This window comes from Litchfieldella anticariensis FP35 = DSM 16096, assembly GCF_000409775.1.
Lineage (GTDB): Bacteria > Pseudomonadota > Gammaproteobacteria > Pseudomonadales > Halomonadaceae > Litchfieldella > Litchfieldella anticariensis.
Window position 1 is genome coordinate 517,609 of record NZ_KE332391.1, and the last position, 26,877, is coordinate 544,485.

The following is a 26,877-nucleotide window of genomic DNA, read 5'->3' on the forward strand; positions in this document are numbered from 1 at the left end:
GTCAGGCAACGCCAAGGTGCATATCGAGAATGGAAGGATCATCCTTGAGGCCTTGAGCGCCCCCGCTGTAGACCACCTCGCCTTTGACCAGCAGGATGTGCTTTTCCGCCACCTCGAGTAGGTTGTCGATGTTCTTGTCGACGATGATGCTGGCAATGCCGGTGGCCTTGATCTCGTGAATGATCTTCCAGATCTCATCACGGATCAGAGGCGCCAGGCCCTCGGTGGCCTCATCGAGGATGATCAGGTCGGGATTGGTGGTCAGTGCGCGACCGATGGAGAGCATCTGCTGCTCGCCTCCGGAGAGGAAGGAGCCATCATGGTTGATGCGCTGGCCGAGGCGCGGGAAAGTGTCCAGCACCCGCTCCAGGGTCCAGGGCGTCTCGCCCCGCTCGTTGGGCCGGGCGGCCATCACCAGGTGCTCGCGCACGCTGATGCCGGGGAAGATACCCCGTCCTTCCGGTACATAACCGATGCCCTGGCGGATCAGTTGCCAGGGGCGACGCTTGGCAGTGGACTCTCCCTTGATGCGGACCTCACCTTCGCGTGGCGGCACGAAGCCGAGGATCGACTTCAAGGTGGTGGTCTTGCCCATGCCGTTGCGCCCCAGCAGACTCAGCGTCTCGCCGGGCATCAGGGTCAAGTCGACCCCGTGCAGGACATGGCTCTCGCCATAGAAGGTGTGCAACCCCTTGGCATCGATCAACGGGGTGAGGTGCGCTGCTGCTGTCATGCCATTACCTCCTCGTGGTGCCGTCCGAGATAGACGTCACGCACCTTTTCACTGCAGCGGATCTGGTCGGTAGGACCGCTCTCCAGCACACAGCCATCCACCATCACGGTGATGCGGTCGGCCAGGCGGAAGACGCTGTCCATATCGTGCTCGATCAGCACCAGGGTATAACGGTCGCTCAGGCTCGCGAGTAGCTCGGTGACCTGGGCGGTCTCCTCACGCCCCATTCCTGCCATGGGTTCGTCGAGCAGCATCAGCGAGGGGGCTGTCGCCAGTACCATGGCGATCTGCAGTTGGCGCTGTTCGCCATAGCTCATGTCCGCGGCAGGCGTGTAGGCCCGATGCACCAGCTGGCAGGTCTCCAGCACCTCGAGGGCCCGCTCGTTGACTTGCCGGGCCCGCTGGCGCGAACGCCAACTGGCGAAGACGCCGCCCATGTGGATGCGCGCCGCCAACTGGCAGTTCTGCAGGCAGTTGAGCCGCGGGAAGATGTTGGTCTTCTGATGGCTGCGGCCGATACCCATGTGTGCGATCTGCCGCACACTCTTGCCCTGGATGGGCTTGCCACGATAGCGCACCTCGCCAGCCGAGGGGGGAATCTCCCCCGAGAGCAGGTTGATCAGGGTGCTCTTGCCGGCACCATTGGGCCCCAGGATGGCATGAATCTCATTGGGCTCGACATCGAAGTCGACCTCGTTGACCGCTACCAGGCCACCGAAACGGCGGGTCAGGCCATGAGTCGACAGGGTCGGTGCTTGGCTCATGACTCGGCCCTCCCTTTCGGCATGACGGCTTGGTGAGGGTGGGCGTCGGTCCGGGGCTTGCGGCCCCCCTTCGCCAACCGACGCAGCAGCGAGGCCTTCAGCAGCTCCGCCTTGCCTGGCGGTGCGGTAATCAGGCCGGCGATCCCGCGAGGCAGCACCAGTACCGCGACGATGATGGTCAGGCCCATCAGGATCGGCCAGTGGGTGGTGAGATGTTCGAAGACGAACAGCAGGATCTCGTAGGCAAAGGCGCCGAGGATCGGGCCGAAGATGGTCCCCATCCCCCCCAGGATCAGCATTATCAGCACCTCACCGGAGGTATGCCAGCCAAGCTGGGCGGGGTTGGCGAAACCGTACTGCATGGCGGCCAGCATGCCAGCGATGCCTGCCATGATCCCGGCGATGACGAAGGCGATCAGCTTGTAGCTGCCGGTGGCATAGCCCAGCGCCTGCATGCGGTGCTCGTTGTCATGGATACCGTCGAGCACCTGGCCGAAATAGGAGCGGGTCAGCCAGCGCAGGAACAGGTAGCCGGCCACCAGCATACCCAGGCAGAAGTAGAAGAAGGTACGCGGATCGTCGAGGTTGAGCAGCGCCGTCTCGCCCACCGTCAGGCTCGGCCGGAACATGATGAAGATGCCGTCCGTGCTGCCGGTGAAGGACGAGGTACTGATCAGGTAGAAAAGCATCTGCCCGAAGGCCAGGGTGGTCATGATGAAGAAGATGCCTTTGGTGCGAATCACCAGCACCCCCACCACCAACGCCGCCACGGCGGCCACCGCCGCGACCAGCGGCAACATCCACCACAGCGAGGCCGGGCTGAAGTCGGGGCTGGCCAGCGCCAGAGTGTAGGCGCCAAGGCCGAAGAACAGCGCATGCCCCAGGCTCACCAGGCCGACGATCCCGACCAGCAGGTCGAGGCTCATGGCGAACAGCGCCAGGATCAGCATCAGGGTGAGCTTTTCGAGGATGAAGTCGGACTGGCTGCCGAACACGCTCGCGCCCCACAAGGGAAAGGTCGCGACGATCGCCGTCAGCGCCAGCATGATGAAAGTGACGCGCTTGGGATAACTGTGCAACATGACTGCCTCCTCAGGCGAACAGCCCACGTGGCTTGACCAGCAGCACGGCGGCCATGATCAGGTAGATCACCATGCTGGCGAGGCTAGGAATCAGCACCGAGCCGAAGGTCTCGGCCATGCCGATCAGGATCGCGCCCCAGAAGGCGCCCTTGATCGAGCCGATGCCGCCGATGACCACCACCACGAAACAGGTGATGAGGATGCTGTCGCCCATGCCCGGTGCGATGGAGGTCAGCGGTGCCGCGATCATGCCGGCGAAGGCGGTCAGCGCCACCCCGACGCTGAAGATCAGCGTGAACAGGGTGCGCACGTTGATGCCCAGCCCCTCGACCATGTCGCGGTTCACTGCGCCGGCACGGATGATGATCCCCAGCCGGGTATGGCGGATCACCCAGTAAATGGCCCCGGCCAGGGCCAAGCAGACGCCCATGACGAACAGTCGGTAGACCGAGTACTGCAGGTTGTCGGTGAGCTGCAGGCTGGCGTCGAAGGGTGCCGGCACAGGGACGCTGTGCACGTCGCCGCCCCAGATGATGCGCTGCGCCTCGTTGAGTACCAGAATCAGGCCGAAAGTCAGCAGCACCTGGTAGAGGTGGTCGCGCTTGTAGAGCGTGTCGAGAAATAGCCGCTCGATGATCAGGCCGAGCACGATGGCGATAGGAATGGCGATCACGATCGCCAGCCAGAAGTTACCCAAACGCATGGTCAGGTCATAGACCAGGTAGGCACCGATCATGTACATGGCGCCATGCGCCAGGTTGATGATGCCCATGATGCCGAAGATCAGGGTCAGGCCGCTGGCGATCAGGAACAGCAGCAGTCCGTACTGCAGCCCGTTGAGAAGCTGCACGCCGAAGAATGCGAGATCCATGATGATCTCCTCCGCGATGCTCGGGGCAGGCCGGGCCTGCCCCGAAAGTCAGGGGTTCACCGAATCACAGTTGACAGGCGTCGTCCGGCACCTCGAGTTGCTCGTAGGCGAGATCGACGACGTTATGCTTGCCGTCGCGAATTTCACGCAGGTAGACGTTCTGGATGGGGTGGTGGGAGTCGGAGAACGTCATGGGGCCACGCGGACTGTTCAAGTGCACCCTGGAGAGCGCCTCGATCAGGGCTTCCTTGTCCTCGGTGTTGCCCTTCACGGCATACATGGCCTGAGCCAGCATCATGCCGGTGTCATAACCTTGCACGGCATAGGTGTCCGGCAGCTCGCCATAAGCGTTGTTGTAGGCTTCCACGAAGTCGCGGTTGGCCTCGCTCTCGATGGTCTCGGCATAGTGCAGGGTGGTCTGAACGCCCTCGCCGGCCCCATCGAGGGCCTTGGCGTTGCCCTCCGTCAGGAAGCCCGAGCCCAGCAACGGGATGCTCTCCTTGAGTCCCGAGGCAGCGTAGTCACGCACGAAGCTGACGCCGCCGCCACCCGCGAAGAAGGTATAGACGGCATCTGGTTTCAGGCTGGCAATCTGCGTCAGATAACTCTGGAATTCGGTGCTCGGAAAGGGCACCAGGATCTGCTCGACGATCTCGCCACCGGCCTCGGTGAACGCTTGCTCGAAGCCGGCGATATCCTCCTTGCCACCCGCATAGTCCCAGGTGATGGTCACGACCTTGCGGTGCCCCTGGTCGTAAGCGACCTTGCCCATCGGGTAGCTGTTCTGCCACATGCTGAACGAGGTACGGAAGACATTGGGCATGCACAGCTCGTTGGTGGCGGCCCCCAGTCCGGCGTTGGGAATGATGGTGATGGCACCGGTCTGCTTGGCGACCCGCAACATGCCCATGGCCACTCCTGAGTGCACCGGGCCGATCACGAAATCGACGTTATCGCCTTTGACCAGGCGGCTCATGTTCTGCGGGGCCTTGGAAGGATTGGCCTCGGAGTCCAGTTCCACGAATTCGACATCACGCCCACCGAGATGGCCATCCTGCTGTTCGATGGCCAGTTTCAAGCCATTGGTGATGGCTTCACCCAGCGCCGTATAGGTGCCGGAATAAGGCAGCAGCAGCCCAAGCTTGATGGGGTGTTCATCGGCATTGGCGATACCGGCCGTCAGGACACCAGCACCGATCAGAGAAGCGACTGCGGTTTTCTTGAAGATATTGTTCATGTGAGTCACCAGGGTTAAATCTTATGGTTATGGGAATCGGCAAGGCTCCCCCTACCCCATCGCGCACAGTAGAAGCGAGAGAATATGGCTTGCGTTGCTGAATCAGGAATGCGTCGAGAAGGCGGTGCGATCAGGCCTCGGCATTCAACGGCACGTCGAGATACGGTTTGCCGCCGTTGACGGCATGGAAGACAACCTGGATGTCCGGGGGGTCGAAGTACTGGTTGACGATCATGCTCATTGCCTCATCGTTGTCGTTATACCTGCAAACCCTTGAAAAGGAGTGGCAGGGAGCTCGTCCTGAGTGCGGATCGTGGACGATACGTTTCCGTCTCTGCAGATGATTCTGGCGGCCGAGGCAAGCCCCCACCAATATCGTTTGAGTTCGCCACCATACCTGAGAGGTATCATCGTCCCATCGGCTCACGGTATTTCTCCGACAGGTTCTCGACTCGGCACCTCATCTGCAGCCTGCAATTTTCTCCAGTATAATCATGCAGATACGCAGCCTCGTAGGGGCTGCTACCGGCAATAAGTCGGCTTGCGTCCTCCGATAAAGCCGATATACCTGGCCTGTCGGCATCACACTCGACTGTCTGGCGCCCGTTTTTACAGGCCAGACAATCACTGTTAGCGCGCTAAATTACGACAAAAGCATAAGAGGTGAGTCTGTCTTACATCGCCACTTCCGCCGGTTTCACGAGCCGGTCGAACACGCTGTAGGCGACCTAGACAACGTCGCCAACGATGGGGAGGTCGCGCTTCCTATGCCTTTATAGGTGAAAGAAAAATGCCCGTGCTGCGTAGGCAAGGCACGGGCCAAGGAGGATTACGAGGAATCGGCAGCTCCTTCAGGCGGTCTTCACTTCCTTGGTTGCTTCCCTCTTGCTGGAGAAGTCGAAGTCCCTGAACTCGACGAGCATCGAGATACCTGCTCCCAACACCAGCGCCCAGAAGGAGGCGCCGATACCGAGAATCTGCAGACCGGAGACGGCGATCAGGAAGGAGAACATCGCGCCTACCTCATGTTTGCCAGAGAAGGTCATGTGCATCGCCGAGCCGATCACGCGCAGCAGTGCCAAACCAGCGATAATGGCGATGAAGTAGGACGGCATGGCCTCGATCAGGCTGAACACGAAACCATAGAAAGGCGCTGCCACGATGAAGATGATCCCGACGATGACGGCGGCCACCCAGCGCTTGTCGTGGCTGCCGGCTTCCGGCCCGGAACAGATGCCGGTCATCGGTGCCGCGATGCAGGTGCTGTGCAGGTTGAAGAAGGCCGAGACCATGGTGCCAAGCCCACCCACGGCGGTGATGGCGTTGGCCGGCGCACTCTTGAAGCCCATGCCCTTGACCAGGCCTACGCCGGCCGGCGTCTCCATGCCCACCAGGATCAGCGCCAGGGGCAGGCCGTAGGCCAGGAAGGCCTCGAGGGTGAAGGTGGGCATGATGACCTCCGGGAACTTCACCGAGAACTCCACGCTGGAGAAGTCCGCACCGGAAAACGCCATGTAGGCGATACCCACCAGCATGGCGACGACCAGCGGCGGCACCCGGCGCAGGAAGCGTGCCGAGAAAAAGAAGGCCAGAATCATCACCACCGCCGGGAGCATGGCGTTCTGCAGCGGCATCACCATGTTGGTACCGAACTTGAGCAGGATACCAGCGACCATGCCCATGACGATGGGCATCGGGATCAGCCGCATGACGATGCCCATCCACCCGGCCAGGCCGACGACCAGAGAGATGGCCCCGGCGATCAGCGTCGCCCCCAGGGCGGCCTCGAGCCCCACGACGGGAATGATCGAGGCGAACAGCAGGGCGCCGGGAATGGAGTTGGCCATCGGCAGTGGCAGCCGATAGTAGGCTGGCATGAACAGCCCGAACAGGCCATTGATCATCAGATAGCTGATGACCCAGATCAGGGTGAATTCCTGAGAGAGACCGGCGGCGAGACCGGCACTAATATGGATGATGCCGGCGCTGAGGCCGAAGATACCGGCCACCAGACCGGCACTGAAGTTGTCGGCGTTGAGGTCTCTGATGAAGTCGCGGGGTGCGGACATGAGACCAACGCCCTGTTCTATATGCTTCACGGTGTGCTCCAGGGGATTGTTGTCATTGGAATCGTTTTAGATTCATTAGGTGCGAGGGCTTCCCGGGAGCAGGCCTGCGCGAAGGCACTGTGAACCCTTCCCTAGGCGCTACATTCGCTGCGACCTGCTCCCGGCGCCCCTCACCCTTAAGGGGTTGGAAAGATACGTTAGCCGAGGTCGCCGCCCGCTACCGGCACCACGGTCCCGGTGACGTAGTTGGCATCGTCGGAGGCCAGGAACAGGATCGGGCCGGCCTGCTCGTCGAGAGTGCCGTAACGCCCCATGAAGCTGGTGGCCTTGGTCTGATCGATCAGCGTCTGGTACCAGGCCTTCTCCTGCTCAGTCTGTTCGGCGGCATTGCGCGGCGTCTTGCGCGGCGGCGCTTCGGTGCCGCCCGGCGCCGTAGCATTGACGCGGATGCCATGCCCGGCGTACTCGAAGGCCAGCGCCACGGTCATGGCATTGACCCCGCCCTTGGCCGCGGCATAGGGCACGCGCATCAAGCCGCGGGTGGCCACCGAGGAGACATTGACGATACTGCCCTTCGTTTCGAGCAGGTGCGGCAGTGCCGCCCGGCAGCACCACAGGGTCGGAAACAGCGAACGCCGCACCTCGGCCTCGATCTGTTCCGGCTGGTAGTGTTCATAGGGCTGGGCCCAGATGGTGCCGCCGACATTGTTGATCAGGATGTCGATGCGACCGAAGTGCTCACGGGCCTGATTCATGACGTGCTCGGCGCCTTCCCAGGTCTCCAGGTCAGCCTGCAGGGCAATGGCTTCCACGCCCTGCTGCTTGAGTTCGGCGACTACGTCCTGGACATAGTCGGCGCGATCCACCAGCGCCAGGCGTGCCCCTTCCGCCGCCGCGCGTTCGGCGACGCGCTGCCCGATGCCCTGGGCAGCGCCGGTGATCACCATGACCTTACCCTCGAAGCGGTTCATGCGGCCTCCCCCACCTGGTTTGGTGTGAACTTCTCGTAGTGGAAGCTCTGCGGCACGATGCCCTCGTCATCGAAGTGACGCAGCACTGCATCGACCATCGGGGGCGGCCCGCACAGGTAGACATCCACGTCGCCGTCGTGCATCACCTCGGCATCCATGTGGTGGGTCACATAGCCCTTGCGCGAATTGCGGCTGGCTTCGTCCACCACTACCGTGGTGTACGTGAAGGTCGGCAGCCATTCAGCGAAAGCGTCCAGGGTGTCGGTCTTGACCAGATGGTCGTCCTTGTTGACGCCATAGATGAGGTGTACCGGCTGGTCGCAGCCTTTCTCCACCAACTGCTCGAGCATGGAGAGGAATGGCGCCAGCCCAGTGCCGCCGGCCAGCATCAGCACCGGGCGTTTCACATCGCGCAGGTAGAAGCTACCCATCGGCCCGGTCAGGGTCAGGCGGTCGCCCACCGCAGCACGTTGGGTAAGGTAGCTACTCATCACACCGCCCGGAATATTGCGGATCAGGAAGGTAGAGCGCTGCTCCCCTGGCTTGGAGCTAAAAGAATAGGAACGGTGCTGATCGCTGCCCGGCACATCGATATGGATGTACTGGCCGGGCAGGAAGGCCAGCTCAGCGTCAGCGTTCAGATCCACGGCTAGTTCGATGCTGTCCTCGGAGAGTTGCTCGACCATGGCCACGGTGCCCTCGATCTTGCCTACCGCGGTCTTGCATAGGGTAGAGGCCACCGGTACTTGGATGACGCAGTCCGAGGACGGCACCATCTGGCAAGTCAGCACCTGTCCTTCGGCGGCTTCCTCATCGGAGAGCGCTTCTTCCAGGTACTCGTCCCCCATGTCGAAGGCGCCCTGTTCGCAATGTCCCTTGCAGGTGCCACAGACACCGTCGGAGCAGTCCATCGGCAGGTTGACCTTCTGCCGGTAGGCGGCATCTAGAACCGTCTCACCTGCCTTGCAGCCAATGAAACGGGTGACGCCATCTTCGAAGTTGAGGGCAATGGTGTAGCTCATGGTCGTTCTCCTCCCCCACCGGATCAGACGTGGTAGACGTCGATGACCTGGTGGATATAGTCGTTATTCAGCACCACCTTCTTGTAAGTGATCAGCGGCGCGTCGCCGGACACGTCCAAGGTGTAGAAGGACATGCCGAAATAGGCATTGGTCTGCTGGTAGCGGTGGCTCAGGGTGTGCCAGTTGAAGCGCAGCGCCACTGTGTCGCCCTCCTGGGAGAGCACTTCCAGGTTCGATATCTGGTGCGTGGTGCGCGGTTCGGGGATGCTGGTAGCCCCGGAGCGCTCGGTCTTGATGCGATAGACTCGGTCCTCCAGTCCCTCGCGGCTGGGGTAGTAGATCAGTGAGATCTCGCGCTGCGGATCCTCGGTCAGACGATCATCGTCATCCCACGCCGGCATCCAGAAGGTGACGTCCTTGCGGTAACACTCGAGCCACGCGTCCCACTCGCGGTCGTCGAGCAGCCGGGCTTCGCGATAGACGAAGGCCTGAATGTCGAGATAGTTCATGCTCATGATGGGCTCTCCCCTTGAATACAGTCGCGGTGACGCTTAGGCGGACGCGGTGGCGATGAACTGGCGGCGTTCCTTGTCGATGGCACGCAGCATCTCCGCGACCCAATGCTTGTGATGCATCACGTAGAGGCCTTCGTCCTCGGGTGAGGCGCCGCTGAGCAAGGGTTTCATGTCGATGGCGCGGGCGTTGTCGTCGGGCCCCTCGATCCACTGCTTGGCACCGCGGGAGAGATCGTTCCATTCAGCATCCAAGCCGGCGTAGCCGTTCTGGCAGGCGCGGAACTCTTCCAGGTCGTCCGGGGTGCCCATGCCGCTGACGTTGAAGAAGTCTTCGTACTGGCGGATACGCAGCGCGCGGCTTTCGTCCGATTCACCCTTGGGGGCGAAGCAGTAGATGGTGACCTCACTCTTGTCTACGGCGATGGGGCGAATCACACGGATCTGTGTAGAGAACTGATCCATCAGGTAGACGTTGGGGTAGAGACACAGATTGCGGGTCTGGTTGACGATGGAGTCGGCCCGCGCCTCGCCCAATTCCTGCTCGAGCCAGTCCTTCTGGGTATAGACTGGGCGCACCTCAGGGTTGAGCAGGCGTGTCCACAGCATCATGTGGCCGTTCTCATACGAGTAGAAACCGCCCAGGCTCTTCGACCAGCCGTTGGCGTCCACCGCCTTGGTGCCGCCGGCATCGTAGTTGCGGCGCTCCATGGTCGAGGCGTAATTCCAGTGCACCGTGCTGACGTGGTAGCCGTCGGCCCCGTTCTCGGCGCCCAGCTTCCAGTTGCCGTTGAACGTGTACGATGACGTGCCGCGCAGGATCTCGAGGCCTTCCGGCGCCTGTTCGACGATGTTGTCGATGACCTTGGTGGTCTCACCCAGGTACTCCTCGAGTGAGGTGACATCGGCGCTCAGGCTGCCGAACAGGAAACCACGGTAGTTCTCGAAGCGGGGAAGACGCTTCAGGTCGTGAGAGCCGTCCTGCTTGAAGCCGTCCGGGTAGGCTCCGGTCTTCTCGTTCTTGGCCTTGAGCAACTTGCCGTCGTTCTTGAACGACCAACCGTGAAACGGGCAGGTGAAGGTACCTTTATTGCCGCGCTTCTTGCGGCACAGGGTCGCGCCGCGGTGGGCGCAGGCGTTGATCAGGGCGTGCAATTCACCCTGCTTGTCGCGGGTGATGATGACCGGCTGACGGCCCAGGGTCACGGTCATGTAATCGCCCGGCTCGGCTACCTGGCTTTCGTGGGCCAGGAACAGCCAGTTGCCCTCGAAAATGTGTTTCATTTCCAGCTCGAAGAAAGCCGGGTCGGTGAACATGCTGCGGTGGCAGCGGAAGATGCCATTCTCGGGGTCGTCGACGACGGCACCGCGGACGCGTTGTTCGAGTCGATCAAGCTGTGCGGTCATGATCCAAACTCCTCAGTTGTTGTCGTGATGGCCCCACCCATGCCGGCCCTGGCAGTCAGGGGCATCGATAAATCGGGACGCCTCAGACCTTGGCCTGGCTCGCCTGCTGGCTCTCCGCTTCCTCGCTTTCCAAGGCACGCGGACGCTTATGACGGTGCTGCAGCTCGGGGGCGTCGGTCCTGGCCAGTTCGACGTCGAACACCACCTCGGTGAAGGGGCCTTCCAGACCGCGCTTGTCGGCCTCTGCCGGGTCCTCGATGCGCCTGCCCTCGATCACCAACTCCTCGCGGGTGGCGAAGGCGAAGTCATCGAAGGTGTAAGGGTCGCCGGCCAGGTTGATCTGAGTGGTCAGGTGCTTATGACCCGGCGCGGAGATGAAGTAGTGGATATGCGCCGGGCGTTGGCCATGACGACCGAGCAGCTTGAGCACCTGGTCGGTGGCGCAGCCTTCCGGCACACCGTAACCGGAGGGGATGATGCTGCGCGCGGTGTAGCGACCTTGGCTGTCGGTGATGATGGTGCGGCGCAGGTTGTACTCGGACTGCGACGGGTCGAAGAAGGAGTAGCCGCCCTTGGAGTCGGCGTGCCAGATCTCGACCTTGGCACCGGTGACCGGCTGGCCATCGACATCACGTACCTGGCCGGTCAGCCACATCACCTCGGCACCGCTATCGGTACCGTCGTCCATGCGTGCGAAGCCCTCGGCCTCCGGGGCACCGGCGACATACAGTGGGCCCTCGATGGTGCGCGGGGTACCGCCGCTCAGGCCACGCTGCTTGTCCTCGGCGTCCATGCGCATGTCCAGGTAGTGATCGAAGCCCAGGCCGGGGGCCAGGAGGCCGAACTGGGTGCCCTCGCCCAAGGCGTTGAGCACGCTCACCGAGGACCAGAACTCCTCGGGGGTGACGTCGTAGTCGTCGACCAACCGGTACAGATCGGACAGTAGGCGGTGCATGATCTGCTTGGCACGCTCGTTGCCGCCGCTCTGGTCGAAGCCGCTGACGGTCTTCAGGAAGTCCTGCACTTCAGGGGTGTCGAAGATCTTGACGCTCATGGTGTTATCCTCATCGTTGTCGTTATGCCCACTCACCAAGGGGCTGGCGTGTCGTTGGAGTCAGCGATCGTCGTCGCGGATGGAAGAGGGATGGCGACACAGCGGCTTGACGCTGATTTCCATGTAGGGGAAGAGCGGCAGATTGCTGACGATCTCCTGCAGCTCGGCGTTGTCCTCGACGTCGAAGATGCTGACGTTGGCGTAGCTTCCCGCCACCCGCCACAGATGACGCCACTTGCCGGCACGCTGAAGCTCCTGGGAATAGGCCTTCTCGGTTGCCTTGATCTCGGCGGCCTGCTCGGCCGGCATGTCCGGCGGCAGCTTGACGATCATTTCCACCTGAAACAGCATTGCTCTCTCCTCTTCTTCAGTCTCTACGCGACCGTTGATTTGCGCGACTCAGTTCTTGCATGCCCTTCAGTGGTTACGGGCATAGTGGGCCAGCTTCTCTTCGTCGAGGGTGATGCCGAGTCCCGGCCCCTTCGGTAGATCGACGCCGAAATCGTGATAGGTCAGTTGCTCGACGACGATGTCGTCCTTGAGCAATAGCGGGCCGAACATCTCGGTGCCCCAAGCCATCTCGCCCAGCGTCGCCCAGGCATGCAGCGAAGCGGCAGTACCGATGGTGCCCTCCAGCAGGGTGCCGCCGTAGAGGCCAATGCCGGCGGCCTGGGCCACATGAGCCAGTTCGAGAACCCCCTGCAGCCCGCCGGACTTGGCGATCTTCAGCGCATAGGCGCCACTGAAGCCGCTCGCCGCCAGCGTCAGGCCATCGCGGGCGTCCTGCACCGCCTCGTCGGCCAGCATGGGCACCAGGAAACGCTGCGAGAGACGCACCAGGCCAGCATGCTCGCGAGCGGGGATGGCCTGTTCGATCAGGTCGATGCCGGCAGCCTGCAGTGCGGCAATGCCACGCACGGCAGTGGCCTCGTCCCATGCCTGATTGACGTCGACCCGTATGCTGGCTCGATCGCCCAACGCTTCCTTGATGGCAGCCACATGACGCACGTCGTGATCCACGGCGTTGGCACCGATCTTGAGCTTGAAGTCGCAGTGACGACGGTCCTCGAGTCGCTGGAAGGCTTCGTCGATGTCCTTGCGGGTATCGCCACTGGCCAGCGTCCACAGCACTGGCAGGTGGTCATGACGTGCCCCGCCCAGCAGCTCGGCCACCGACAGTCCCAGGCGCTTGCCCTGGGCATCGAGCAGTGCTGTTTCCAATGCCGACTTGGCGATGCTGTTACCTCGTGCATGACGCTCCAGCCGAGCGCGCAGCGCATTGAGATTGCCTGAAGGCTGACCGATCAGCAGCGGCGCCAGATAAGTGTCGATGTTGCGCTTGATGCTTTCGGGGCTTTCGGGGCCATAACTCAGCCCACCGATGGTGGTGCCTTCGCCCAAGCCCTCGATACCGTCGCTATGGCGCATACGCACGATGACCAAGGTCTGGCGCGCCATAGTGGTCATGGAGAGCTTGTGCGGACGGATGGTCGGTAGGTCGACCAGCAGCGTCTGAATGGTTTCGATCACGGATGACATGCGGGCTCCGAATTTCGCCAATCGGGTGATTGAGTGGCAGTTTGATTGCAGCGAGAAGACGGAACCAATATTGTTTGAGTGCCCAGCCATACCCTGGAGGTATCATGGAGCTGCGACACCTGCGGTACTTCTGCGTCGTCGCCGAGGAGCTGAACCTGACCTGCGCAGCCGAGAGACTGCACATGTCGCAGCCCCCATTATCCCGACAAATCAAACAATTAGAGAGGGAAGTCGGTGCCGACCTATTCGAACGGGGGCCCCGGGGGCTGCGCCTGACGGCGACAGGACAGTTCTTCCAGCAGCATGCCTTGCAGATACTCGAGAAAGTCGATGCCACTCTCGACGCCACGCGGCGCATGGCGCGCAGCAAGCGCATGATGTTCGGCATCGGTTTCGTGCCATCGGTGTTCTATGGCCAGCTACCGTTGCTGGTGCGCGGATTGCGACAAAAGGATAATGTCGAACTGACCCTGGCGGAGCTGACCACAGTCCAGCAGATCCAGGCGCTGAAGGCAGGGCGCATCGACCTGGGATTTGGTCGCCTGAGAATCGACGATCCCGATGTGGCGCAGGAGATCCTGTTCGATGAACCGCTCATGGCAGCGCTGCCGGCCGGCCACCCATTGGAAGGCACCACACCGACACTGGAAGAACTCGCCGCCTACCCGCTGGTCCTGTTCCCCGCGAAACCCCGCCCCAGCCTGGCCGATACCATTCTCGGAATGTTTCGCCGCCACGGGCTGAAAGTCAATGTCATGCAGGAAGCCAACGAGTTGCAGACCGCGCTGGGACTCGTGGCCTCCGATATCGGTATCACCCTGGTGCCGGAACAGGTAAAGCGAGTGCAACGCGACGGCATCGTTTACGTCTATCTCGCCGACAAGAGCATCACCTCACCGGTGATCTGCAGCCGACGCAAGGGCGAAGTTCCCTCTTCCATCATGCAGGAGGCCAACGCCATCCTGGAGGTTTTGGTGGAGAACCGCAGAAGCGGGCGCTACCCCTGATTCATCCAGATACGCGAAGGGCGCCACCCAAGGGTGGCGCCCTCCATGCTTCGTGCGGGACGTCGGCGGCGGTCAGACGCCCAGGTAGTCGAGGATTCCCTCGCCGGCCTGGCGACCTTCGTAGACCGCGGTGACCACCAAGTCGGAACCGCGCACCATGTCGCCACCGGCGAAGATCTTCTCGTTGCTGGTCTGGAAGGCGAAGGTGCCGTGTTCCGGCGCCTTGACCCGACCACGCTCATCGATAGCGATGCGGTGGGGTTCGAACCAGTCGATATCGGTGGGCTGGAAGCCGAAGGCGATGACCACGGCGTCAGCCGGCAGGATCTCCTCGGAGCCGGGCACCACCTCAGGCCGCTGACGACCGTTCTCGTCGGGCTCGCCCAAGCGGGTACGCACTACCTTGACGCCCTCGACCTTGTCCTCGCCGACCACCGCCACCGGCTGGCGGTTGAACAGGAACTCCACGCCTTCCTCGCGGGCATTGGCCACCTCGCGCTTGGAGCCCGGCATGTTCTCTTCGTCGCGACGGTAGGCACATGTCACGGCCTGCGCCCCTTGACGGATCGCGGTGCGGTTACAGTCCATGGCGGTATCACCACCACCCAGTACCACCACACGCTGCCCTTCGAGCGAGACGTAATCGGCGGGGTCTTTCTCGAAGCCCAGGCAGTGGTTGACGTTGGCGATGAGATAGTCGAGCGCCTTATGCACGCCGGGCAGGTCCTCACCGGGGAAGCCGCCCTGCATGTACTTGTAGGTACCCATGCCCATGAACACCGCATCGTATTCTTCGAGCAACTGCTCGATGGCGATGTCCTTGCCGATCTCGGTGCCGAGCCGGAACTCCACGCCCATTTCCTCGAATACCGCACGACGACGCTCCATGACGTGCTTCTCGAGCTTGAACTCGGGAATGCCGAAGGTCAGCAGGCCACCGATTTCCGGGTAGCGGTCGAAGACCACCGGCTTGACCCCGTTGCGCACCAGAATATCGGCACAACCCAGACCGGCCGGACCGGCGCCGATCACGGCGACGCGCTTGTCGGTCCAGGTAACCTTGGACATATCTGGGCGCCAGCCCATGGCAAAGGCGGTATCGGTGATGTACTTCTCCACCGAGCCGATGGTTACCGCGCCGAAGCCGTCGTTAAGGGTACAGTCACCCTCACATAGACGATCCTGAGGGCACACCCGACCGCACACCTCAGGCAACGAGTTGGTGCGGTGCGACATCTCGGCAGCCTCGAGAATATTGCCTTCAGCCACCAGCTTCAGCCAGTTGGGAATATAGTTGTGGACCGGGCACTTCCACTCACAGTACGGATTACCGCATCCCAGGCAGCGATGTGCCTGGCCGGCCGCTTCCTGGGGTTTGAACGGCTCGTAGATCTCGGCGAACTCCTTGGCCCGGGTGCGCGCTTCCTTTTTCTGCGGGTCTTGACGACCCACATCGATGAACTGGAAATCGTTGTTCAAACGGTTTGCCATGGTGATGTCTCCTCCGCTTACTCGGGCCGCCGACGGGATTCGGCAAGCAAACCGTTGAGGCTTGCTGCCTTGGGCTTCACCAGCCAGAAATGACGGATGAAGTCGCTGAAATCTTCGAGGATCGCTTCGCCCCGCTTGGAGCCGGTCTGGGCGACATACTCCTCGATGATTTCCCGCAAGTGACGCCGGTAGGCTTCCATGGTCTCGGTGTTGATACGGTGAATCTCCACCAGTTCATGGTTGTATTTGTCGACGAAGGTACGGTCCTCGTCGAGCACATAGGCGAAGCCACCGGTCATGCCGGCTCCGAAGTTGACACCGGTCTCTCCAAGCACGCACACCAAGCCACCGGTCATGTACTCACAGCAGTGGTCGCCTGCCCCTTCGATGACAGCGTGTGCACCAGAGTTGCGCACCCCGAAACGCTCACCGGCGGTACCGGCAGCGAACAATTTGCCGCCAGTGGCACCATACAGGCAGGTGTTGCCGATGATGGCGGTCTTATGACTGTCGAAGGTACTGCCTGACGGGGGCACGATGGTGATCGATCCGCCGTTCATGCCCTTGCCGACATAATCGTTGGCATCCCCTTCCAGGAACAGGTTGAGACCCCGGGCGTTCCAAACCCCGAAGCTCTGCCCCGCCACGCCGGTGAAGCGTGCAGTGATCGGTGCATCCTCCAGACCGTCTTCGCCATAGCGCTTGGCAATGGCCCCAGAGGTCAGCGCCGCTACCGAACGATCGCAGTTGGTAATGGTGAAGTCGAACTCACCGCCTGACTTGTTCTCGATCGCTTCGCGCAAGGCCTCCAGCACTTCCTGGTTCTTGGCACCGGGATCGTGGGGTACGTTACGGCTGACCTGGCAGAACTGCGGCGCGTCAGCGGGCACGAAGTCATTCTCCAGCAACGGCGTCAAGTCGAGCTTGCGCTGCGCGGGGGTCTGTCCTTCGATCATTTCCAGCAAGTCGGTACGGCCAATCAGGTCGGTCAACTTGCGCACGCCGAGCATGGCCATCAGCTCACGTACTTCCTCGGCGATGAAGCGGAAGTAATGCTTGACCATATCGACGGTGCCACGGAAATGCTCGTCGCGCAGATACTGATGCTGGGTAGCCACCCCGGTGGCGCAGTTGTTGAGGTGACAGATGCGCAGATACTTACAACCCAATGCCACCATCGGCGCAGTGCCGAAGCCAAAACTCTCGGCGCCAAGGATCGCTGCCTTGACCACGTCGAGTCCTGTCTTCAGGCCACCGTCGGTCTGCAGGCGAATCTTGTCTCGCAGGCCATTGATGCGTAGCGCCTGGTGCACTTCGGGCAGGCCCAGCTCCCAAGGGCTACCGGCGTGCTTGATCGACGTGATCGGGCTCGCCGCAGTGCCGCCGTCATAGCCGGACACGGTGATCAGGTCGGCATAGGCCTTGGCCACACCGGTGGCGATGGTGCCGATCCCCGGCTCGGAGACCAGTTTCACCGACACCTGGGCATCGGGGTTGACCTGCTTGAGGTCGAAGATCAGCTGTGCCAGATCCTCGATGGAGTAGATGTCATGGTGCGGCGGCGGCGAGATCAGGGTCACGCCAGGCACCGAATAGCGCAACCGAGCGATCAGCTCGTTGACCTTGCCGCCCGGCAACTGGCCACCCTCGCCAGGCTTGGCCCCCTGGGCAACCTTGATCTGCAACACCTCGGCATTGACCAGGTAAGCCGGAGTGACGCCAAAGCGACCCGACGCGATCTGCTTGATCTTGGAACTTCTGATCGTGCCGTAGCGTGACGGATCCTCGCCGCCCTCACCGGAGTTGGAGCGACCACCGCTCTCGTTCATGGCCTGGGCCAAGGCTTCGTGAGCCTCCGGCGACAGTGCACCAAGGCTCATGCCAGCACTGTCGAAGCGCGGCAACAGCTCCTCGACGGGCTCGACCTCTTCCAGCGACAACGGCTCGGGCGCCGGCTTGAGCGCCAGAAGATCGCGAATGGTCGCCACCGGGCGCTCATTGACCAAGGCCGCGAATTTCTTCCACTTGCCGTAATCGCCCTGCTGCACCGCTTCCTGCAAGGTCTTGACCACATCCGGGTTATAGGCGTGGTACTCGTGGTTGTGCACGTACTTGACCAAGCCGCCCTGATAGATGCCTTTGCGTGGAATCCAGGCATCGCGAGCCAACAGTTCCTGCTGCAGTTGCAGCTCGGTGAAGCCCGTACCCTCGATACGTGAGGCCATGCCAGTAAAGCACATGTCCATCACTTCGGAGGAAAGCCCTACCGCTTCGAACAATTGCGAGCCGCGGTAGGAAGCGAGCGTCGAGATACCCATCTTGGACAGGATCTTGTAGAGACCTTTCTGCAGCCCCTTGCGGTAGTTCTCGCGCGCATCCGCCGGGTTGCCGACCAACTCACCGGTTCGATGCATATCGGCCATGACCTGATAGGCCAGGTAGGGATAGACCGCGGTGGCACCAACACCAAACAATACCGCCATCTGGTGGGCATCACGTGCATAGCCGGTCTCGACCACGATATTGACGCGCGGGCGCAGCGCCTTGCGTCCCAAGTGGTGGTGGACGGCCCCGACAGCCAGAGCGGCTTGGATCGGCACCTGGCCCTTGTCGAGTTCGGCGTCGGAGAGCACCAGGATCACCTTGTCGCTTCTTGCCGCTTCCTCGGCCTGTTGGCACAGCGCCTGTAGGGCTTGCTTGAGCCCCTGCTGCTGGGGGTCATAAGCCAGTGACAAGTGGTAACTGGCAAAGGCCGGATCGTCCTGGTTAACCAAGGCGGTGAACTTGCGTGGCGACAGGATCGGCGTGGTCAGAATCAAGCGATGCGCATGATCCGATGTCGCCTCGAAAACATTGAGCTCGGCGCCGCAGCAAGTTTCCAGCGACATCACGATCGCTTCACGCAGCGGATCGATCGGAGGATTGGTCACCTGAGCAAACTTCTGCCGGAAGTGATCGGTCAGCAGGCGATGGTGGCGCGACAGTACCGCCATTGGCGTGTCGTCGCCCATGGACCCGACGGCTTCCTGACCACTCTCGGCCAATGGCCGCAATACCTGGTCGCGCTCCTCGAAACTGACCTGGAACATCTTCTGATAGACGTTCAGCTCTTCAGCTTCCATGGGCTGGAAGCGTGCCAGCTCGGTAAGTGCCGATTCCAGATACTGGGCGCGATCCTTGAGCCAACGCTTATACGGATAGGCCGACTTGAGGCGATTGTCGATATCCTGTGTGTGCAGCACTTCACCGGTTTCGGTGTCGATGCCAAGCACCTGACCAGGGCCGACACGCCCCTTGGCCACCACATCCTCGGGCTGATAGGCGTAGGTACCGATTTCCGAAGCTAGAGTAATATAGCCATTCTTGGTGATCACCCAGCGCGCCGGGCGCAGCCCGTTGCGATCGAGCATACACACGGCATTACGGCCATCGGTCATCACCATACCCGCCGGTCCATCCCACGGCTCCATGTGCATGGAGTTGTACTCATAGAAGGCGCGCAGTTCGCCATCCATGGTTTCGACATTCTGCCACGCCGGCGGCACCATCATGCGAATGGCGTTGTAGATGTCCATGCCACCGGTCATCAGCACTTCCAGCATGTTGTCCATGCTCGATGAGTCGGAGCCGGTGGTGTTAACGATTTCGTCGAGTTCAGTGATGTCGGGCAGCAACTCGTTGACGAAGTTTTCCTTACGCGAGTTGGCCCAACCACGGTTGGCTTCGATGGTGTTGATCTCACCATTATGAGCCAGGAAGCGGAACGGCTGCGCCAATGGCCAGCGCGGTGCGGTATTGGTGGAAAAGCGCTGGTGGAAAACGCAGATCGAGGTTTCCAGCCGCTCGTCGCCCAAGTCGTGATAGAAGGTTGGCAAGTCCACGGGCATCATCAGCCCCTTGTAGGACAGCACCTTGGTCGACAGCGAGCAGACATAGAAGCCTTCTTCACTGCGCAACTGCTCTTCGGCCCGCCTACGCGCCATGAACAAGTCGACATTGAGCTGGGCTTCGAGACGATCATCACCGGCTTCGACGAACACCTGGCGGATGCGCGGCAGACAGTCTAGCGCCATCGGCCCACAGACACTGGGGTCGGTAGGCACGACGCGCCAGCCATGTACCGTCAAGCCACGCGCCGCGAGTTCGCTCTCGAGCACTTCACGAGCGCGAACCTCGCGCTCATCGTCATCAGGCAGAAAAACACTGCCCACAGCAAAGCCGTTGCCCAATTCGACCCCAAGGGCTTCACGGGCCACGGCACGCATGAAACCAGCCGGCATTCTCAGCAGTAGGCCGCAGCCGTCACCGGTCTTGCCATCGGCGGCAATACCGCCACGGTGGGTCATACAGGTCAGCGATTCAATCGCGGTTTTCAACAGGTCGTGACTGGCTTGCCCTTCCATATGGGCAATGAGCCCGAAACCGCAGTTGTCGCGAAATTCGCCAGGCTGGTGGAGACCTCTCATCATGGGCGTGCCTCACAGAAAAACGGAATCTTGTGTCCAGAAAAAAACCGTGGTATTTTTTTCGGTTATCTTATTTTTTCTTTTGGCCATTTGATGGCCTGTTTCTGGTGCGAAAAAGGCTGTACAGCATATCCATCCGGGCCTCTGCACGCAATTCCCCGCCTCCTACGCCACATCAAAAATCGCTAAAAATCGGCAGCTTAGCTGATAATAGCGGAGAAAACACTTGGCAGGTCAAGGACTTGGCATTATCAACGATTTCGCTCTATGAATAGAAATCTTTGCCATAATAATTGAGCAACTCTCCATGCCGATCCTGCATAAGGCATACAGATTACTGAAAACGACACGCTTGGCTGAACACAAAATGGCGCCTCCCTTTTTCAGGTAAGGCGCCATTTTCGTGTCGAGCTTGACTGCCCGATGGGGCAGCCGTCGATTTCAGGAAGTGCTGAATAAATCGACGAGCGGCATCAAGCACAAGGCGCCCGGAGCACAGGAACCGGAGCCTATGGGGTATTAGGTGAGGATTCCGCGCACCGCGCAACGCAGTGATTGAGTCGCGCAGGCATTTATTCAGCCTTCCTTCAGCCGCGCGGAAACGTCTCCAGCAGGTCATCAAGCTCGGCCTGTGGCGTGGCGTCATGCACACAGGCATCACCAAGCGAACGCAGCAGGATAAGACGCAGCTTGCTGTCCAGGTTTTTCTTGTCGAGCCGCATACGATCGAGGAAGTCGGCGGTCGCCATGCTTTGCGGTGCCGTACGCGGCAGACCAGCGGCTTCGAGGATAGCGCTCACTCTTGCCATGTCGTCTTTGCCAAGCCACCCCAAACGATGCGATAACTCGGCAGCCATCAGCATGCCGACCCCCACCGCTTCGCCGTGCAGCCAAGCACCATAGCCTTGATGCGCCTCAATGGCATGCCCGAAGGTATGTCCAAGGTTGAGTAAGGCGCGGACGCCTTGCTCGGTTTCATCTTCGGCCACCACCGCGGCCTTGAGAGCGCAACTACGATGAATCGCCTCACTCAAGGCGGAGGCATCGAGATCGCGCAATTCGCGCATGTGCGCTTCCAGCCAGGTCAGGAACTCGGCATCGCGGATCAAACCATATTTGATTACCTCGGCAAGCCCCGCCGAAAGCTCACGCTCGGGCAATGTCTTCAGGGTATCGGTATCGATCAGCACCGCGCGCGGTTGCCAGAAAGCGCCGATCATATTCTTGCCGCGTGGATGATTGACTCCGGTCTTGCCCCCAACCGACGAGTCAACCTGAGACAACAGCGTGGTGGGTACTTGGATGAACGCCACTCCCCGCTGGTAGCAGGCTGCGGCAAAACCGGCCATATCGCCGATCACCCCACCCCCCAACGCCACCAGCGTGCAACGTCGATTGAAGCCGGCATCCAGCAGGGCATCCCAGATACGGCTTACTGAATCCAGCGTCTTGGTATGCTCGCCGTCGGGCAACACTACCTCACGTATCTCGCGATCACCGGACAGCCCTTGTCTGAGGCGCTCCAAATAGCGCGGCGCGACAGTCTCGTTGGTGACGATCATTACCTGGCGGCCGGCCAGGTAGGGCTCGAGCCAGCGCGGATCGCCCAACAAACCAGCGCCGATATGGATCGGATAGCTGCGCTCACCGAGTTCGACATTCAAGGTAAGAAGGGTATCGGACGTCGTGTGTGGCATGATCAGGCCTTGCATTGCAGTGGGTTCACCAGACGACCAACCCGGCGCACGATCTCGTTGACCACAGAGCGGGGCCCACGGCGGTCGGTGCGCACGATCAGATCGGCAGTGGCACGATACAGCGGGTCGCGCTTGGCGAACATGCTGCGCAGGATCTCTTCGCGATCATTACCGCGCAACAATGGGCGGTTGCGATCCTTGGCGGTGCGTTTGAGCTGCTGCTCGACGGTGGTGTAAAGATAGATCACCGTACCCCGGTCGCGTAGCGCCCGCCGATTGACCTCGCGCATCACTGCGCCACCACCGGTAGCGAGCACGATGCCCTGGCGCTGGGTGAGTTCGTCGATCATCTGTTGCTCGCGCTCACGAAAGCCGGCTTCACCCTCGACATCGAAGATCCAGGGTATGTCTGCACCGCAGCGAGCCTGGATCTCGTGGTCGCTATCGACGAAATCGCGCGACAGCTCGGCCGCCAGAAGGCGGCCGATGGTGCTTTTGCCAGCCCCCATGGGACCGATCAGAAAGAGATTGGGAAAATCCTGCATCAGCGAATTGCCAGCCCGTCCTCGATGATTCTGGGAGTAATGAATACCAGCAACTCTACCTTTTCATTGGAGTCTTGGGTATAGCGAAAAAGACTACCAAGCATCGGCAGATCACCCAGGAAGGGGGTCTTGAACAGGCTACGGATCTCCTCGGTAGTCAAGATCCCGCCCAGCACCACGGTCTCGCCGTTGTCCACCAGCACCTGTGTCTCGATCTGGTTGGTATCGATGGCCGGCGCGCCCTCGAAGCTCTGCATGGACACGGTATCGTTGCTGATCGCCAGATCCATGATGATGCGGTTGTCGGGCGTGATCTGCGGGGTCACCTCCAACGACAGCACTGCCTCCTTGAACTCGGTACTGGTGGCCCCACTCGATGTGGACTCCTGATAGGGGATCTCGGTGCCCTGCTTGATCACTGCAGCACGCTGGTTGGCGGTAATCACCCGCGGCTGGGAAATGATCTGACTTTTGCCCTCGCTCTCCAGCGCGCGCAGTTCCAGATCGAGCAGAATGTCGCCGGACAGATAGCCGAAAGCGAAGCTGGTCATTGTATTGGACGAATTCCCCAAGTCCACGGCCAGCCCACCATTCTCGGTGCTGCCATTGGCAGCACCGCTGACATCGAAGCGACCATCGCCGCTGGGTGAGGAAAGCCCCCAGTTGACCCCCAACTCACGACTGGCACTATCTCGAGCAATGACGATCCGTGCCTCGATCTGCACTTGGCGTACCGCAACATCGAGCTGCTCGATGGTGCTCAGGACCTCCTGTAATTGGTAGGCAGTATCCTGGATCATCAGGGTATTGGTGCGCGCGTCCACGGCGACTCTACCGCGCTCGGTCAACAGCCCGAAACCGCTGTCACCGCGCAGCAATGCTGCCAGGTCGGCTGCCTTGGCGTAGCGCACCCGCAGCAGCTCGGTGGTCAGTGGCGCCAAGGTTTCCAACTGGCTACGCGCCTCGATTTCCTGGCGCTCGATGTTGGCCAGTTCGGCTGCAGGTGCCACCACAATGACATTTCCCTCACGGCGGCTGTCGAGACCATGGCTCTTGAGTACCAGGTCCAGCGCCTGATCCCACGGCACATCCTGCAAGTTCAACGTCACGCTACCGGTGACGCTGTCGCTGGCTACCAGGTTGAGACCGGTGAAATCAGCGATGATCGCCAGCACGGAACGCACCTCGATATCCTGGAAGTTCAGCGTGATGCGCTCGCCGGTGTAGGGAGAGTGCTCACTTGGATGGAAATCGAAGTCGGTGAATGTTGCGGCCGGACAGGCCGAAAGCGGCAATAGCAGCCCCAGCAGCACGCCAGCCAGACGGCGCATCATGTCATGCATGGTTTCCCTTCCCTGCGTTATTAGCCGCGTCGGTGTCCCCTCATTGGAACTAACCGCGACGGTCGTATTCGTTATCGAGAGTCAGATGCCGCGAGCGCTCTATCCAGCCACCATGGCCTGTAGCGATCACTTCGAGCACTCGCACCGAGTCGCTGCCAATGCTGACGATGCGCCCGAAATCGGTACCCAGATGGTCGCCAGTGGCCAGTCGATGCACCTGACCATCCGGTGCCCGCACCAGGGCGGAATACCGCCCTCCCACCGAAAGCGTCCCCACCAGATCCAAGGACTCCAGTAAATAGGCTTCCAAAGGTTCCTTAGGCCGTGACAAGTCCGGCGCCAGCTCGATAGAGCCTCTTGGCACCTCTTCGTTATCCGGTCGCCTCATTAGAAAGGGACTGCGGACATCGGCATGTTCATAGGCCACACGGCCTACATCAGGCAACTCGGGTAAGGTTGGCAACTCCTCGGCATTGGGGTCAGCACGAAGCATGGCCAACTCTCGGTCCAACTGCTCGATTCCCGGGTCAGCACAGCCACTCAGCATGAGCGCTACGACCAGCCGCATCATCCAACCGCGCCGAGGTGTCATGCCTCCCCCTTTTCACTGCCGGGCAGTCGATAACGATAGGTCTTCGCCAACATCGACAGACGCAACTGCTCCTGGCCATCAACCGGCACGAGAGTAAAATCATGCAGAGTGACAATGCGCGAGAGACTGGCGACACCTGCCAGGAAGTAGGCGATGCGATGGTAGTCGCCGCGAACCTGGATATCGAAGGGCTGTTCGATATAGAACGCTTGCTCGACAGGTCGACGCAGGCGGATGAAGTCGATCTCCAACTGGTGCTCGATGGCCGTTTCGCTGATATGGTCGAGCAAGGCGGGAATCTCAGCGCCGTTGGGCAGCATCTCGTGCAGAGCTTTCATGCGTGCGTCCAGTTCGACAACCTGCCCGCGCACCCCTTGCAAACCCGCCGCCTGCACCACCATGCTGCGATAGTCGCGCATCAGATCTCGTTCCTTCCGTTCAGCAAGGGCCAGCTCCGACGCCTTCGGCTCGGCAAGGTACCAATAGCCACCGACAAACGTTAGCCCCATCACCAACAGGCAACACAGAAGTTGTAGCGACCAAGGCCAGCTGCCCGATTCCTTGAGATCCAACTCTTGCCAATCCAACTCACATAGTCGGCGCCATTCTCCTGACAGGTTCATGGCTCCTCCCCACTGGCTGGCGACAGTTGCACCACGCTGAGACTGAAACGCCGATACCGCGGATCCATTTCGGTTTCGACTTCAGAGAGCACCGGCACTCCCAACACCGCACCCTGAGCCAAGGCACGCAATTGATCGGAGACTTGATGATTACTCTCGGCCACCCCAACCAGACGTACGGTATCCCCCCGGCGCGAAAGATGGGTGTAGTGGACGCCTGGTTCGAGGTTTTCGGCAAGATGATTGAAAAGATGCACGGTCTGGGTACGTCCATACTGCAGACGACCGAAGGCTTCGATCCGCTCCAGTATATGTTCACGCATCTCCTCATACTCACCTATCGAATGGATGGTACTTTCGAGTCGAGCCATCTGCCGCTGGATGCGGTCATTGCGCTGCTGTTGCGCGACGACCTGTTGCTGAGACAGGAAGGTCAAACCGGCACCACCCGCGACTCCCACCAATGCGGCCAATAGCAAGGCCAGGTAAAAGCGCTTGCGATGGCGTTCACGCAAATGTTCCCGCCAAGGCAGCAGATTGATCTCGATCGTCATACCCGCACCTTCATCGCCAAGCCACAAGCCGTCAGCATTGCCGGGGCGTCACCTGAAAGAGCATGGATATCGATCCGTGAATTGATTTTCAGACGCTGGAAAGGATTGGCGATAACCACTTCCATACCGCTCTCGTCGGCCAGACGCTCGCCAAGACCGGGAATTACACTGCAACCGCCAGCCAGCACCAAGCGCGTGACCTCGCGCTTGCGCCCTGCGGTGTAGTAGAGCTGCAAGGAGCGCCCCACCTGTTGCACGAGACTGTCGAGGAAAGGCTCCAGCACCTTGATCTGGTAGTCAGTCGGCAAGCCACCCCGCTTCTTGGCCAATCCCGCCTCTTCGCGACTCAAGCCGTAACGGCTGCGGATTTCCTCGGTCAATTGGCGACCACCGAACACCGTGTCGCGACTGTAGGTGATGCGCCCACCCTGTAACACGTGAAAGGCGCTCATGGTGGCGCCGATATCGACCAGGGCGACGCAGGCATCGTCCTCTCTCATCGGCGGCAACTGATGGTGCAGCTCACCGAATGCCCTCTCCATGGCGAAGGTCTCGACATCTACCGCGGCGGCTTCCAGTCCTGTCAGATGCAGCACCTCGACCAGTTGGCTGACATCCTGCTGACGACAAGCGACCAGCAGCACGTCCTGCTGGTCGCCATCACGAGCATTGAGTCCCAGACGTTGGAAGTCGAAGGTGACTTCACGGAACGGAAATGCAATATGCTTGTCGGATTCGAGCTGGATGCGGGCTTCGATCTCACTATCGCTAAGCGACGCCGGCAGTGTCAGGATCTTGGTGATCACCGCACTGGCCGGCACCGCGAGACTGGCCTGACGTGTGGTGGGGCGGGCATGGTCGACAGCATCGCGGAGCGCCTCAGCGACCTTGCCCATGTCACGGATACGCCGTTCGACCACGGCTCCCTCGCGTAGCGGCCGAACAGCATAACTATCAACCTGATACTGGGCTCCGATACGCTTGAGCTCGATCAACTTGACCGTTGCCGAGGCGATATCGACCCCGATCAATCCTTTGTGGGACTTTTTCAGTCGTACCAAGGTAGTTCCCTTGCCTGGTAAACGCGGATAACCGCCGTTATCGTTCAACGACCGCCGCACGGCGTCTCCATGCCATGCGCAATGAGAGGTTACATGAAATTGCCTGAACTCACACAATCATGTGGCCGCTACCGCTTCAACGCTGGTGAGTCGCTCGCCAGGTTCTTATAATACGCAGTTTGATGGATCTCCCCGCTCATCATCGCCGTAACGCTTTCGACCATCACGGATACCGCT

Annotated in this window: 22 protein-coding genes and 1 pseudogene; 1 reads left to right on the top strand and 22 read right to left on the bottom strand. The window is 60.8% G+C overall.

The genetic code is table 11. The annotated features are described in order from the left end of the window. Position 1: 1 nt before the first annotated feature. The 13 genes from L861_RS14800 to L861_RS14860 all read right to left on the bottom strand — a co-directional run bounded on the left by L861_RS14800 (position 2) and on the right by L861_RS14860 (position 13,261). A complete protein-coding gene (locus L861_RS14800; protein WP_016417276.1) occupies positions 2-733 on the bottom strand; it encodes an ABC transporter ATP-binding protein in 732 nt (243 codons plus the stop codon). Continuing rightward, positions 730-1,497, bottom strand: coding sequence for an ABC transporter ATP-binding protein (locus L861_RS14805; RefSeq protein ID WP_016417277.1), 768 nt, complete (start codon positions 1,495-1,497; stop codon positions 730-732). The genes L861_RS14800 and L861_RS14805 overlap by 4 nt, the downstream gene beginning before the upstream one ends. Beyond that, positions 1,494-2,579: a branched-chain amino acid ABC transporter permease gene (locus L861_RS14810; protein ID WP_016417278.1), complete on the bottom strand. Its 1,086-nt coding sequence runs from the start codon at positions 2,577-2,579 to the stop codon at positions 1,494-1,496. Before L861_RS14810 ends, L861_RS14805 begins: the two co-directional genes overlap by 4 nt. A 10-nt stretch (positions 2,580-2,589) precedes the next feature. Continuing rightward, the gene (locus L861_RS14815; RefSeq protein WP_016417279.1) at positions 2,590-3,450 is read right to left on the bottom strand and encodes a branched-chain amino acid ABC transporter permease; all 861 of its coding nucleotides are present in this window, start codon (positions 3,448-3,450) and stop codon (positions 2,590-2,592) included. A 64-nt stretch (positions 3,451-3,514) separates the two neighbouring features. Then, positions 3,515-4,687 (bottom strand): ABC transporter substrate-binding protein, encoded by a 1,173-nt coding sequence (locus tag L861_RS14820; protein WP_016417280.1) that lies wholly within the window; start codon positions 4,685-4,687, stop codon positions 3,515-3,517. 851 nt (positions 4,688-5,538) lie between these two features. Beyond that, entirely contained in the window at positions 5,539-6,756 is a 1,218-nt protein-coding gene (locus L861_RS14825) for a benzoate/H(+) symporter BenE family transporter (protein ID WP_081645875.1), read from the bottom strand. 197 nt (positions 6,757-6,953) lie between these two features. Beyond that, positions 6,954-7,727: a benzoate diol dehydrogenase BenD gene (benD, locus tag L861_RS14830; protein ID WP_016417283.1), complete on the bottom strand. Its 774-nt coding sequence runs from the start codon at positions 7,725-7,727 to the stop codon at positions 6,954-6,956. Beyond that, positions 7,724-8,749: a benzoate 1,2-dioxygenase electron transfer component BenC gene (gene benC, locus L861_RS14835; protein ID WP_016417284.1), complete on the bottom strand. Its 1,026-nt coding sequence runs from the start codon at positions 8,747-8,749 to the stop codon at positions 7,724-7,726. The genes benD and benC overlap by 4 nt, the downstream gene beginning before the upstream one ends. A gap of 23 nt (positions 8,750-8,772) precedes the next feature. Further along, on the bottom strand, positions 8,773-9,264 hold the full coding sequence (gene benB, locus L861_RS14840) for a benzoate 1,2-dioxygenase small subunit (protein ID WP_016417285.1): 492 nt from the start codon (positions 9,262-9,264) through the stop codon (positions 8,773-8,775). A gap of 36 nt (positions 9,265-9,300) precedes the next feature. After that, on the bottom strand, positions 9,301-10,668 hold the full coding sequence (locus L861_RS14845) for a Rieske 2Fe-2S domain-containing protein (protein ID WP_016417286.1): 1,368 nt from the start codon (positions 10,666-10,668) through the stop codon (positions 9,301-9,303). A gap of 82 nt (positions 10,669-10,750) precedes the next feature. Beyond that, positions 10,751-11,722, bottom strand: coding sequence for a catechol 1,2-dioxygenase (gene catA / locus L861_RS14850; RefSeq protein ID WP_016417287.1), 972 nt, complete (start codon positions 11,720-11,722; stop codon positions 10,751-10,753). A 60-nt stretch (positions 11,723-11,782) separates the two neighbouring features. Next, positions 11,783-12,073 carry a muconolactone Delta-isomerase gene (gene catC / locus L861_RS14855; RefSeq protein ID WP_016417288.1) on the bottom strand — a complete coding sequence of 97 codons (291 nt, stop codon included), beginning with the start codon at positions 12,071-12,073 and terminating at the stop codon, positions 11,783-11,785. A gap of 66 nt (positions 12,074-12,139) precedes the next feature. Further along, positions 12,140-13,261, bottom strand: a complete 1,122-nt coding sequence (locus L861_RS14860; RefSeq protein WP_016417289.1) for a muconate/chloromuconate family cycloisomerase — start codon at positions 13,259-13,261, stop codon at positions 12,140-12,142. 104 nt (positions 13,262-13,365) lie between these two features. On the opposite strand from L861_RS14860, the gene L861_RS14865 reads away from it, so the two are divergent. Next, entirely contained in the window at positions 13,366-14,268 is a 903-nt protein-coding gene (locus L861_RS14865) for a LysR family transcriptional regulator (RefSeq protein WP_016417290.1), read from the top strand. A 72-nt stretch (positions 14,269-14,340) separates the two neighbouring features. Here the strand turns inward: L861_RS14865 and L861_RS14870 are convergent, their stop codons facing one another. From L861_RS14870 to pilM, 9 genes and pseudogenes are all read right to left on the bottom strand, one after another. Further along, the gene (locus tag L861_RS14870; protein WP_016417291.1) at positions 14,341-15,759 is read right to left on the bottom strand and encodes a glutamate synthase small subunit GltD family protein; all 1,419 of its coding nucleotides are present in this window, start codon (positions 15,757-15,759) and stop codon (positions 14,341-14,343) included. A 17-nt stretch (positions 15,760-15,776) separates the two neighbouring features. Continuing rightward, positions 15,777-20,228, bottom strand: coding sequence for a glutamate synthase large subunit (gltB, locus tag L861_RS14875; protein WP_016417292.1), 4,452 nt, complete (start codon positions 20,226-20,228; stop codon positions 15,777-15,779). Positions 20,229-20,812: 584 nt separating this feature from the next. Further along, positions 20,813-21,922: a 3-dehydroquinate synthase gene (aroB, locus tag L861_RS14880; protein ID WP_027948110.1), complete on the bottom strand. Its 1,110-nt coding sequence runs from the start codon at positions 21,920-21,922 to the stop codon at positions 20,813-20,815. A 2-nt stretch (positions 21,923-21,924) separates the two neighbouring features. Beyond that, positions 21,925-22,467, bottom strand: coding sequence for a shikimate kinase AroK (aroK, locus tag L861_RS14885; RefSeq protein WP_016417294.1), 543 nt, complete (start codon positions 22,465-22,467; stop codon positions 21,925-21,927). Next, positions 22,467-23,693 (bottom strand): annotated as a pseudogene (locus L861_RS14890) (type IV pilus secretin PilQ); the annotation flags it as partial. The pseudogene L861_RS14890 and the gene aroK, both read right to left, overlap by 1 nt. Positions 23,694-23,859: 166 nt before the next feature. Beyond that, complete coding sequence (locus L861_RS14895; protein ID WP_016417296.1) at positions 23,860-24,402, bottom strand: pilus assembly protein PilP; 543 nt, start codon at positions 24,400-24,402, stop codon at positions 23,860-23,862. Further along, complete coding sequence (locus tag L861_RS14900) at positions 24,399-25,025, bottom strand: type IV pilus inner membrane component PilO (protein ID WP_016417297.1); 627 nt, start codon at positions 25,023-25,025, stop codon at positions 24,399-24,401. The genes L861_RS14895 and L861_RS14900 overlap by 4 nt, the downstream gene beginning before the upstream one ends. Further along, positions 25,022-25,579 carry a PilN domain-containing protein gene (locus L861_RS14905; RefSeq protein WP_016417298.1) on the bottom strand — a complete coding sequence of 186 codons (558 nt, stop codon included), beginning with the start codon at positions 25,577-25,579 and terminating at the stop codon, positions 25,022-25,024. The genes L861_RS14900 and L861_RS14905 overlap by 4 nt, the downstream gene beginning before the upstream one ends. Beyond that, positions 25,576-26,640: a type IV pilus assembly protein PilM gene (pilM, locus tag L861_RS14910; RefSeq protein WP_027948111.1), complete on the bottom strand. Its 1,065-nt coding sequence runs from the start codon at positions 26,638-26,640 to the stop codon at positions 25,576-25,578. Before pilM ends, L861_RS14905 begins: the two co-directional genes overlap by 4 nt. Positions 26,641-26,877: the final 237 nt, after the last annotated feature.